The organism is Acinetobacter sp. WCHA45 (assembly GCF_002165255.2).
Classification (GTDB): domain Bacteria; phylum Pseudomonadota; class Gammaproteobacteria; order Pseudomonadales; family Moraxellaceae; genus Acinetobacter.
In genome coordinates, this window is sequence record NZ_CP028561.1 from 856,084 (window position 1) to 867,992 (window position 11,909).

11 protein-coding genes are annotated in these 11,909 nt (G+C 38.3%); 3 read left to right on the forward strand and 8 right to left on the reverse strand.

Features of this window, described 5'->3' with window-relative positions; translation table 11 throughout:
- Positions 1 to 12: 12 nt before the first annotated feature.
- The 5 genes from CDG55_RS05455 to CDG55_RS05470 form a co-directional block, all read right to left on the reverse strand.
- On the reverse strand, positions 13 to 1,140 hold the full coding sequence (locus CDG55_RS05455) for a helix-turn-helix transcriptional regulator (RefSeq protein WP_087536988.1): 1,128 nt from the start codon (positions 1,138 to 1,140) through the stop codon (positions 13 to 15).
- A gap of 200 nt (positions 1,141 to 1,340) precedes the next feature.
- Positions 1,341 to 1,502, reverse strand: coding sequence for a hypothetical protein (locus tag CDG55_RS15245; protein ID WP_087536989.1), 162 nt, complete (start codon positions 1,500 to 1,502; stop codon positions 1,341 to 1,343).
- Between the two features lie 95 nt (positions 1,503 to 1,597).
- A complete protein-coding gene (locus CDG55_RS05460; RefSeq protein WP_087536990.1) occupies positions 1,598 to 2,599 on the reverse strand; it encodes an SUMF1/EgtB/PvdO family nonheme iron enzyme in 1,002 nt (333 codons plus the stop codon).
- A complete protein-coding gene (locus CDG55_RS05465; RefSeq protein WP_087536991.1) occupies positions 2,596 to 4,275 on the reverse strand; it encodes an arylsulfatase in 1,680 nt (559 codons plus the stop codon). The genes CDG55_RS05460 and CDG55_RS05465 overlap by 4 nt, the downstream gene beginning before the upstream one ends.
- Positions 4,276 to 4,407: 132 nt before the next feature.
- Entirely contained in the window at positions 4,408 to 5,025 is a 618-nt protein-coding gene (locus CDG55_RS05470; protein ID WP_087536992.1) for a rhomboid family intramembrane serine protease, read from the reverse strand.
- Between the two features lie 154 nt (positions 5,026 to 5,179).
- Here CDG55_RS05470 and nfuA point away from each other — a divergent pair, with 154 nt between their 5' ends.
- Positions 5,180 to 5,818, forward strand: a complete 639-nt coding sequence (gene nfuA, locus CDG55_RS05475) for a Fe-S biogenesis protein NfuA (RefSeq protein WP_004663326.1) — start codon at positions 5,180 to 5,182, stop codon at positions 5,816 to 5,818.
- 227 nt (positions 5,819 to 6,045) lie between these two features.
- Positions 6,046 to 8,313 carry a TonB-dependent siderophore receptor gene (locus tag CDG55_RS05480; RefSeq protein ID WP_087536993.1) on the forward strand — a complete coding sequence of 756 codons (2,268 nt, stop codon included), beginning with the start codon at positions 6,046 to 6,048 and terminating at the stop codon, positions 8,311 to 8,313.
- A 25-nt stretch (positions 8,314 to 8,338) separates the two neighbouring features.
- On the opposite strand, the gene CDG55_RS05485 is transcribed toward CDG55_RS05480, so the two are convergent.
- Complete coding sequence (locus tag CDG55_RS05485) at positions 8,339 to 9,349, reverse strand: hypothetical protein (RefSeq protein ID WP_087536994.1); 1,011 nt, start codon at positions 9,347 to 9,349, stop codon at positions 8,339 to 8,341.
- A gap of 23 nt (positions 9,350 to 9,372) precedes the next feature.
- Entirely contained in the window at positions 9,373 to 10,386 is a 1,014-nt protein-coding gene (locus CDG55_RS05490; RefSeq protein ID WP_087536995.1) for an alpha/beta fold hydrolase, read from the reverse strand.
- Positions 10,387 to 10,622: 236 nt separating this feature from the next.
- Between CDG55_RS05490 and CDG55_RS05495 the strand changes: the two genes are divergently transcribed.
- Positions 10,623 to 11,237, forward strand: coding sequence for a carbonic anhydrase (locus CDG55_RS05495; protein WP_087536996.1), 615 nt, complete (start codon positions 10,623 to 10,625; stop codon positions 11,235 to 11,237).
- Positions 11,238 to 11,265: 28 nt separating this feature from the next.
- Here the strand turns inward: CDG55_RS05495 and CDG55_RS05500 are convergent, their stop codons facing one another.
- Positions 11,266 to 11,895, reverse strand: a complete 630-nt coding sequence (locus tag CDG55_RS05500) for an arylesterase (protein ID WP_005158050.1) — start codon at positions 11,893 to 11,895, stop codon at positions 11,266 to 11,268.
- Positions 11,896 to 11,909: the final 14 nt, after the last annotated feature.

The window sequence follows — 11,909 nt, forward strand, 5'->3', positions numbered from 1 at the left end:
ATCTTTACATGCTTATAAAAACTGCATCAATAATTGAATTAACTCACTTTGTCGATGTGTTTTGGTTTTCTTGAAAATCGCTTGTAGATGTTTTTTGACAGTATCAGCCTGAATATCGTGTGAGAGAGCAATTTCTTTGGTGGTTTTACCCTCAAGTAATTGCTCACATATTTTGTGTTCTACAGGTGTGAACATAAAAAGCTGAGTACATATTTCTCGTTGATATTTAGGTTTATGTTTTAAACCAGAAAATGTGGCGAGTAAAACTGGACGTAGACCAAAAATCTTGTGTGTTTTTTCTGGACTTAATAAATCCAGTGTTAAGAATAAATGATCATCAATCATCATAATTTTACTGCGTTCAGCGTAGCTTAAGTCATGATGGCGTTTATGTAGGCGTTCTAGCTCAATCAGGTTTAACTCAAATTGTTGTTGGCTACTTTCATTGAATGCAAAACGACGTTGTTTGATTTGGATCAGTTTACTATTTTCCAATAGCTGTTTTGCTTCTGTATTCAATTCAAGAATATCGCCATTCAAATTAATAATCGCAATGGGCTGATTCATTTTTTGAATTAATTGTGAGCCGAGTAAGGTCATTGTCGAGTATTCAAAATGATGTCGATATTGTTGAATTTTCTGCTGTAGTATCGGTAATAATTCATAAATCGGTTGTAATTCAGAACAACTCAAAGCACCTCGTTCGGGGCTAGTCAAAAATGAAAGTATGATACAAACTTTATGATCATAAAGAATTTGTATTGCTGAACAAAAACGTAAATTTAGAGGTTTTAATACTTGTTGATAGACTTGAGTTTGAAGAATTTCATCTTCTGTGAAATGTTGAAAACAATGCATCCAACCTTGCATTGGAGCCACTAACATTTTGTTTAAGCGAGGATCATCATCTATATTTAAACGAATTTGTTTTAGTGCGGCTTGTTCAAGTTGATGTTCATCAAAATCAACGCCATGATGAACACTAAAAGATAGCGCTTGTACTTCAAGATCAACGGCGAGTAGTTGAGAGGCTTGTAGATTAAAATATTGATTCAGTTGTTCTAATAAAATAATCCAATCATCAGCATGCTGCACCTTATTCAAGATTTCCATGACAGTGCTTTGTTGGCTTAGATCCATTCAAAAATCCCATTAGAATAAATAGAATACATTTCCATGTAGTTTATATGGGTTTTGATGAAATGAAATCAGTAACTGAAATATATTCTAGTTTTATTTATACAATTTGATGAGATGAATTATTTGAAAGAAAAAATTGAATAAACTTTATCATTTGATGAAAATGCCTAAGCCCTATCAAAGCCTAGGCGAGATTGAATTTAACAACGTCCTTTTTTAGCCTGTCCTGGAGGACAAAAATCACTATGACCATCATGGTGGTTGTCTGGATCAACAATCACACTGCCATGAGGAGTATGCACTGCACAGGCCGATAAGCTAAATGTGATTAAAGTACTGAAGCAAAGCAGTATTATTTTCATCATTGCATCCTCTTTTTATTGCTTTCTCATTTACTTTAAATTGATCCTCACTTTTCGACTAGCGTAATGACGCATGTTTTTAATAGAGATTTGTATCATTCGACTGTACGTAAAATAGTTCTAAATCCCACATGGGTTGCTGCCAAATCAAATTCTTGTGGATAACGACTACTGTTTCGATAGCGTGCGCAAAAGTTGGAGGCACATAGAAAAGAACCGCCTTTGAGTACATATTGCGTTGCGGTGCTGTTTTGTTGACGAAGTTCCGCATAATTGCCCATGTGCTGATCATGTGCGCCGTGATAAGCAGAAGAGGTCCATTCCCAGACATTGCCAATCATATCGAATAACTTAAAAGCATTGGAAGCATAACAGCCGACAGGCGCCACACTTTGGAAATGATCTTCAACCGTATTATCGAAAGGAAATTTACCTTGCCAATAATTGGCTTGTGGATGTTGATGCGTATCTTGTGGCGCTTGGTGTAAAGGAGTATCACTTTTCGAACCTGCTTTGGCGGTATATTCCCATTCTTGCTCTGTAGGTAAGTCCCGACCTAACCAAACGGCATAGTGTTCAGCATCATTTTTAGTGACATAGCGAACAGGTTCAGACGGTAAAGGAGGCTGACCCTGAGCACCATTCGGCGTTTTCCATGTGTAATCTGATTTCAGCTGCCACCATCGTTTTGGGTTGTCCACATTCGGTGAAAATACTGCAGCCTGTTTCTGATTTTCTGCATCAGTGATATAGCCTGTGGCTTTGACAAAACTGGAGAATTGAGCAACTGTCACCTCGGTTTGGTCAATCCAAAAACCTGTTACTTGGCGTTGTGTTTGGCCAAAATTCAATTCATCAGGGTAGGCTAAGTTTGAACCCAGTTGAAATGAACCTTCAGGAATCCAGACCATACCTGCAGTTTTACTGTTTTGCCATGCCTCAGGTAAGCCCGAATATTGTTGGCATTGCTGTAATGAGCCCAATGGAGCCAAGGTGCTGTTTTGTGTATGTGATTGAGTGGTAGCAGGTTTAACTTTGCTACAGCCTGTCACAAGGGACAGGCCGCTGAGTGAAACTAAAATGCATACCCATTTCATTTAAGGAAATATTCCTTAACCCCATTTTGCTGGGTATATTGATTATATACATTTATCAGCTCTTGTAATTTGGCTGGATTATCTTGAGCAAGGTTTTGCGTTTCGCCTCGATCATTTTTGAGGTTATACAATTCCCATGCACCTGTTCCGAGTTCTGATTTACCTTGTAATGCAATTTTCCAGTCCCCTTGACGGGCATATTTACTGCCATGTAATTCATCGGCAAAGCTAAAGTTAACGGGGCGGATCGCTTGCGCTTTATTGTCGAGTACAGGTTTCCATGAATAGCCGCTTGGCGTATTGATTTGACGGCCTTTGTATTGACCTTGTGGGACGGCAATATTTGCGTAGTCGAGCACGGTTGGGAACACATCCAAGACTGAGGCAAAACCATGATGCGTGGCTTGGGCTTTGCTTTGATAAGGGAGCTTCACAATTGCAGGTGCGGTGGTTGCACCTTCACCTGCAGTATCTTTCCATAGATGGAATGGCGCAGCACTGACTTCCGCCCAACGTGGTCCAACATAGTGATAAGAGCTTGATGTCCCCACATTATTCACGCCGTTATCAAAACCTGATTCAGCACCGTAATTGCCACGGATAAAGCCTTCTGCACCATTGTCTGAGACAAAGAAGATTAATGTATTGTCATATAGATTATTGCGTTTTAAATATTGAATCACCCGACCAATATTGGCATCCAGATTTTCGACCATGCCTGCATAGATTTCCATTCTGCGTGCTTCTAGCACTTTTTGCTCGGTTGAAAGTTCATTCCACTTGCCATATTTTTGCGGTGCATTTTGCGTGGCGATTGGTTCAGCCGCCTTAAAGTTGGCTGGAATTAATCCGAGTTGTTTTTGGCGAGCTATACGCGCATCGCGAATCACATCATAGCCTGCGTCATAAACACCGCGATAACGATCGCGATATTCAGCGGGTGCTTGTAAAGGCCAATGCGGCGCGGTGTAAGCAGCATAGGCAAAGAATGGCTTGCCTGAGTTTTTACCTGACTCAATATAACTGATCAATTTGTCTGTGAAGTAATTGGTAGAGAAGAAATCATCGGGTAAGGATGAAATCGGAACTTGTTTGCCGTCTTCCGTATACGTCGCATTACGCTTATAGGCACTCGGTGCTTGTTTAAAATGTAGGTCTAAGCCTTGCAATAACGTAAATGAGTGATCGAATCCTTTAGCATGTGCGTTGTTTGCATCGGTCAAGCCTAAGTGCCATTTACCGCTGATATAAGTTCGATAGCCATTGTCTTTCAATACTTCTGCAATAGAGAGTGAACGTTCATTTAAATAGCCCTCATAACCAGGTTGACCTTTTAGATGCTCAGGTGTGAGTTCAGCCATTGCACCAATCCCCGCTAGATGATGGTCAGTTCCCGAAATCAATTGTGAGCGTGTCGGTGAGCAGGTCGGGGCAGTATGATAGTCCGTTAAAATACGACCTGCTCGGGTCAGCTCATCAATATTGGGTGTATGAATTTCCCCACCAAAAGCGCCTAAGTCTGAATAGCCTAAGTCATCAGCCATAATGAATAAAATGTTGGGTTGCTTCTTGGTTTCAACCACAGTATTTGAATGATCAGAATCATTGCTGCAAGCTGAAATTGACAAGCTAAATAATGCAATAGAAAGTGTGCTAAAGAGACTATTATGAGACATTAGGATCGACTTAATTTTATAGAAGAATTATGACGAGTTTAGAGCGATGATTTTTATGATAAAAATAATTAAAATTTGATTGTTAATCTTAAAAAAAGAAAAGCCCCAAAAAAGGGGCGTGTATGATAAAAATTAAAATGGTATTTGAGTGAGTTGATTTAAAAAGTGCGGCAGCACTTTAGGTTCTAATAAAATTGTCATGACCACACCATACGCTGCTCCCCATAAGTGAGCACTATGGTTGATATTTGTGTTGCCTCTTTTGCCAGACCAAATACTGTAAGCGACATATAAAATGGCAAAAATAATGGCTGGAACGGGAATAAAGAAAACGAAAATGAGCTTCCATGGTTGAAACAGAATATAAGCAAATAACACAGCAGAAACAGCACCAGACGCACCTAAACTTGCCCAACGAATATCATGTCGATGTTTTAAATAGCTTGGTAAAATTGCTGCAATTAATCCACCTAAATAAAATAAGACAAAGCCTGTGTCATAAAAAAACTGACGATAAAAGCTTTCAATAATATTGCCGAAGAAGAACAGCGTGATCATGTTAAAGAGTAAATGAGTACCATCAGCATGAACAAAACCATGTGTAATAAAGCGGTCATACTGCCCACGTTGCAGTGCAGGTGGCCAAAAAATTAAACGATTCATCACCGTTTGATTTGAGAAGGCTAACAAGGAAATGGCAACTGTAATGATGATCAGTGTCGCAGTATGACTAAAGGGTAGATGTAACATAAATGTTTTAAAATTGATCAGTGTCTCAGCAATAATGCCATTAAAAACTTAATAAACAATGATCTTGCATAGAATTCCTACAAAAATGGTTGATTTTTTTTTATTACACTCCATCTTCGGTTAAGATAACGACATCAGCTTGAGGAATATTGTTATGTCGACTGAGAACACCAACACTGCAATTGCAGAAGAAATCCCAAACCTTTTGATTACTCCATCTGCGCAAGAGTATTTAAGTGATTTATTATCAAAGCAAAATACTCCAGGGATTGGCGTTCGTGTTTTTGTAGAACATCCAGGTACACCGCGTGCAGAATGTTGTATGGCATATAGCGCACCTGATGAAGTAGTACCAACAGACTACAAACAGGAATATCCTGATTTTCCTGCTTATGTTGATGCACCATCCATTCCATATTTATTAGATGCTGTCATTGACTACAACAAAGACCGTTTTGGTGGTCAATTAACTTTCCGTGCACCAAATTCGAAAGTGCCGCGTGTTGGCCCAGATGCGTCAATTGAAGAACGAATTACCTACATTTTACAATCTGAGATCAATCCAGGTTTAGAGGGTCATGGCGGTAATTGTAGTTTAGTCGAAGTGAAAGATGATCCAGAGCATGGTCTTACTGCTGTATTGAAATTTGGTGGTGGTTGCCAAGGTTGCTCAGCAATTGATGTTACCCTTAAACAAGGTGTTGAAACGACTTTACAACAGCATGTCCCAGAATTAAAGCGTGTGGTTGACCAAACTGATCACTCTCAGTCAGAAGGTGCGTACTTTAAGTAATAAAACTTGAAATTTATTGCATTATAAAAGCCCTGAATAGGGCTTTTTTATTATTAATTTAATCAAATTTTATTTCATCATTATGTTCCATGAATGTGTGTCCTGAATTAAATAATGAAAATATAAATAATAATTATTATCATTTATATTGAGTTTTATTGTTTCTTTGTTAGAATCTAGCCTAGTTTTTTAGCAAATCTTATGATTTATCTTAATGAGGTGGGAATATGTCTAATAAAATAGCACGCCATACATTACTCGCGACTTCGATTCTGAGTGGCATGATGACGTTTGCATATGCAGCAGAAACTACAGTTAATCAAAGTGGATTGGTTGAAAAATCAAATGAAAACGATGTTGTTAAACTGGAGACAATTGTTCTAACAGCAGAGGAACAAATTAAACAATCTCTCGGAGTTTCTAAGATCACTGTCGAAGATTTAGAAAAAATTCCAGTACGTAATGATATTTCTGAATACGTTCGTCGTATGCCAGGCGTTAACTTAACAGGGAATAGTGCAACAGGTCAGCGTGGAAATAATCGTCAAATTGATATTCGTGGTATGGGGCCTGAGAATACACTCATTTTGATTGATGGAAAGCCTGTTTCCTCACGTAACTCTGTACGCTATGGTTGGAAAGGAGAGCGTGATACGCGAGGAGATTCAAATTGGGTGCCAGTAGAAGCAATCGAGTCTATTGAGGTTTTACGAGGTCCAGCAGCAGCTCGTTATGGTTCTGGAGCGGCGGGTGGTGTAGTCAATATTATTACTAAGAAAGTAACGAATGAGACACATGGTTCCGTTGAGCTATATACCAATCAACCTGAAGATTCCAAAGAAGGCGATTCTACTCGAGTAAGTTTCAATCTTAGTGGTCCAATCATTAAAGATATTTTATCTTATCGTTTATATGGTAATTACAATAAAACTGATGCAGATGCAGTAGATATTAATAAATCAATTGGCAGTCAGGCTGCTGGTCGAGAAGGGGTTAAAAATAAAGATATTGCTGGGCGCTTAGCTTGGCAAGCAACTGATGAACAAACAGTATTGCTTGATATTTCTTCTGGTCGCCAAGGCAATATTTATTCTGGAGACTCTCAATTAAATTCAAATGCAGAAACCGACCCAATTCTTTCTCAACTTATTGGGAAAGAAACCAATACCATGTATCGAGATAGCTTGGCGCTAACTCATGAAGGAGATTGGGATTGGGGTAAAAGCAAATTGGTTGCGCAGTACGATAAAACGCGTAATAAAAGACTTCCAGAGGGTTTAGCAGGAAGTGTTGAAGGAAAAATTAATAATTTAAATGATCGTGTTACATCTAAACTAGACACGTTAAGATTAAACGGCGAGCTAAATATTCCACTTGAATATTATCTGCCACAAGCATTGACCTTGGGTGTCGAGTGGGTGGAAGACAAATTCACTGATCAGACCTCTACAACACAAGGTAAGGATCAAAGTGGTGCTGGCTATGGCGATCAGCTTGCTAAAGGTGATCGTAGTAAAATGGAATCACGAATTGCATCGGCATATATTGAAGATAACTTCAAAGTTACAGATATGACCGATGTTGTGGTCGGTTTACGTTTTGATGATCATAGTAAATCAGGCTCAAACTGGAGTCCAAGTTTAAACATAACGCAAAAATTAAATGATCATTTTACTTTGAAAGGGGGGATTGCCAAAGCCTATAAAGCCCCGAATATGTACCAAAATGCTGAAGGTTATTTATTAAGTACCAATGGTAATGGTTGTCCTGCAAATATTGCTTCGCGCTGTTTATTACAAGGTAATGGCGATTTAAAACCAGAAACTTCAATCAACAAAGAAATTGGGATTCAATTCCAAAAAGATGTTGTGAATGCCAGCTTAGCTTGGTTCCGTAATGATTATAAAAATAAGATTGTTGCTGGAACAGACATTGTTGGGACTGTGAATGATTCAAGTACAAATGCAAACGGAGGGGTTGCGCAAACGACTTGGAATATTCTTCGTTGGGATAATACACCAGAGGCATTGATTCAAGGGTTTGAAGGGAGTTTAGGACTAGATTATGGCAATATCCGCTGGACCAACAATTTCACTTATATGATGGACTCTAAGGATAAGAAAACAGGAAATCCTTTGTCACTTGTTCCAAACTATACGATTAACTCAATTTTCGATTATGACATCACGGATCAATTGGATGTGAATTTTGTTTACACTCAATATGGTCGTCAAAAATCACGTCAATTCGCAGAAAATAGGATTGAAGCAGGCGTGGGTTCAGGTGGTACAAGTAGTGCGATTAAGCCAAGTGATGTAAAAAGTTATAGCTTAGTCGGTTTAAATATGGGCTATAAATTTAACAGTCAATTCAGCACTCGTCTTGGTGTAAGTAATTTATTTGATAAACAAATTTTAAGAGATAGTAATTCAATCAGTCAAACATATAACGAACCGGGTCGTGCTTATTATGCAAGTTTAAAATATTCATTCTAAGCAAACGACGATAAAACAAGGTACTTTAAGTGCCTTGTTTTTTTAGTATTTCATTGACTTGTTCTGAGTAATAAAATTTTTCTAGATGTGCGCGTGCTCGTTCTCTTAAATACCCAGTTTGAATCACTTGCTGTAGCACGGGTGTAAGTAAATTATTCAATTCATTCTGAATTAAATCTTCATCAATATTTAGATCACGCAGTAACAAATCGAAAGTTCTCTCTTGGTTTCTTGCGTACCACGCATAAACTCCATCATGAACCTGCTGTTTTAAGTAAGGCGTTTGGCGAATATGATCCCAAATTTCATGACCTAATCCCACGGTTTTAGGTAGGTCTTGGACTTCAAAGTAATTTCGTAATACTGAAACTGGCATCAGTTTGATTTTATGCCAAAGATTTGCTTGGAAGTGATAGAGCTTGTCATCATTAAAATGTTGATTCAAAACTTTTTCACTCATTTGGCTAATTTTTAAAATATTCTTTTGCAGATAATGACCAATGGTTTCATTCAAGTTGGAATCCGTAACGGTTTCTAAAACGGATTTGCCCATTTTCATGAAATGCCCTACGCCAGGAACGCGTTTAGACATGACCGAATTATCTAAGTAATCTTGGATGGAGTGTTGTATAAGCTGCGTAATCAACGCTGAAAAGGCTGGATTATTGACGATAGTTTGAATTAAACGTTGCCGATGTCCCGCTTTTCCTGCGACGTATTGTGCAATTGAGTCGATGGTTAATACAGGCATAACCTCTTCAATTGTGGTGCTATCGTTCAGCGGATGAATCAATGCAAAACGAATATGCTCAGCAATTTGCTCAATTAGAAATGGACTTGCGGGCGTTGCTAGAATTTGCTTTTCGATCAGTTTAAAAATCTGTTCAAATGACCAAATATGTTGTAGCTGTTGCAACCGTAACCAATGATAGAATTGCTTAAACTCATATTGAATGGTTTCTGATTGTGAAAACTCTTGATCTAAAAAATCAAGTTGTGCATCAATTAGCTGTTCTATCATTGGATGTTTAGACATAAAACCTCAAATTCTTACTAAACTTATGGAGATGGTGCAGTTGCAGGCTTTTGTGTCTGGATTTTGCTCAAGAAAGGTAGATATTGTTGAACCACCAATTGATCTGCTTCCAAGATTGGCATATGTCCCACATTATCTAAAATCACAGGTGCTTGCGCATTTTTCAATAATGATTTTAACTCAGGTGCCACTTCGACATTAATAATTTTATCTTGCTTGCCCCATAAAATCAGGGTGGGTGCATCAATTGATTTTGCAAGCAGAGCAAAAGAATCAGGAGTAAACAGTTTATTGAGAGCGATCACTTGATCCACCATTTTTTGAGTTTGCTCAACTTGACCAATCATCATTTTTTCCTGTGCTTGAGCAATTTCTTTTGGAATAAATGGCGGAGCATACATCGCCTGTTGCATCAAGAAATTGAAGTCGCCTTTTTTACTGACGATCATATTTTTCACATGGTTCGGATCTTTTAGGTAAGGTGTTGTTGCCGCTTTGTAGACACCAGCAGCATCGACCAAGAACAGGCTTTTCGTTTCAAATGGATATTGACCTGCGTATAGCATTGCGATTGATCCACCAAGTGAGTGACCTGCAATATGTGCTGGCCCTGTCAAATTTGCGGCTTCGATAAAACGACGTAATTTTTCAGTCACATTCGGAACTGAATAATCAAAGTCTTTAGGAACTTGCGTTTCGCCACTCGCTGGTAAGTCAGGGATAATAACATGGTAATTTGCGGTTAATGCATGCGCGACACGATTCCAGTTATCACGACTACCTGCTAAACCATGAATTAAAATAACAATAGGTTTTCCTGCTTGACCACCTTCACTATATGACCAGCTAATATCTCCTACTTTTAATGTCTTGGTCTGTAAGCCAGCCCAAGCACGTTCTTGTTGTAATACATTTTGGAAACTCATTTCTATTTCAGCAGCTTGAGTAGAACTTACAGTAATTGTTGCTAAGCTGAATGAGAGCAAAGTGGCAGTGATCGTTTTTCGGAATGGTGTTGAAAACAGTGTTTTGGTCATGATTGTTCTATCCTTGATTTATTTTTAAACCAATTGATTATTGTAGAAGTTTGGAATGCAGTCATTTGCATAATCTACAGATGTATGGAAATTCTTGCCAATAAAATGATTAATTTTCCATTATTTTTCTTGATATCAGGACACTTAATTGTCTGAGAGTTTTTATTTTTGTCAGTGACAATCTAGCATCCCCACATTAAACTAGTTTTTCATGTCAATCATAGATGGATGTAAGCATGCTCACCGCTCAAGAAGCCTTAGAACGTTTAAAATCTGGTAATGCTCGTTTTGTTAAAGGGGAAACGACCCAGCAAAAATTGCTCACTCACCAAGAGCGTGCTGAAATGGCAAGTGAACAAAATCCTTTTGCTATCGTCTTAGGATGTTCTGATTCTCGAGTGCCTGCGGAAATGGTATTTGATCAGGGGTTAGGTGACTTGTTTGTTATCCGAGTTGCTGGAAATATTGTTGCACCCTCTCAGGTTGGTAGCGTTGAATTTGCTGCTGAACGTTATGATTGTGCTGTGGTAGTTGTATTAGGACATAGTCATTGCGGTGCGATTCAAGCAACGATTGATACACTCAAACATCCTGATCAACCGCCGTCATCAAACTTGATGTCAATCGTAAATCGTGTACGCCCATCTGTTGAAATCTTAATGCAAACTGAGTTAAAGGATGATTTGAAAAAATTGTCTGCGCATGCAGTACGTTCAAATGTATTTGCTTCAGTGAATCAGCTACGTCATGGCTCAGCTGTATTAGAGGGTTTGATTGAAAAAGGCAAAATGATTGTTGTTGGCGCAGAATACTCGCTTGAGACAGGTGAAGTCACTTTTTTTGATTTCTAATAATTAGAATCTGAATCATAAAGGGTGCCTATAGGGCACCTTTTATGTATGGATAAGCTAAATTTAATAGAATAGGTTGGGCTTTAGCATTTGGGTGAATTTGATCGTTTTGAATTAAATTTTTATGTCCAGCGATCCCTTCTAAAAAGAAAGGCAATAACTTGACCTTATATTGCTGGCTTACAACTTTATAATTTTTTTCAAAAGCGCTGCTATACGCCGTCCCATAATTGGGTGGTATTTTCATGCCAAATAGTAAAACAGAAGCTTTCTGCTTTTGGCTGAGTTGTACCAATTGTGCTAAATTTTTTTGAATCATTTGAGGGGGTTGACCTCGTAAGCCATCATTTCCACCTAACTCAATTACAACAATTTCAGGCTGATAAGTTTGTAATAATTTAGGCAGTCTTGCTAAAGCACCACTTGTAGTTTCACCACTGACGCTTGCATTGACCACTTTATGCTGTTTCGGATACTGTTGATCTAAACGCTGTTGTAATAGGTTTACCCAGCCTTGTTTGGCATCTATGCCATAACCTGCACTGAGACTGTCACCCAAAATTAAAATAGTCTTTGCTGATGCGAAAGCGGGTAATGAGCAAATCGTGATGATTCCAAATGTTTTGGATAGCGAAAATAAAACTTTAGATATTTGCATTGCACTTTAAATTT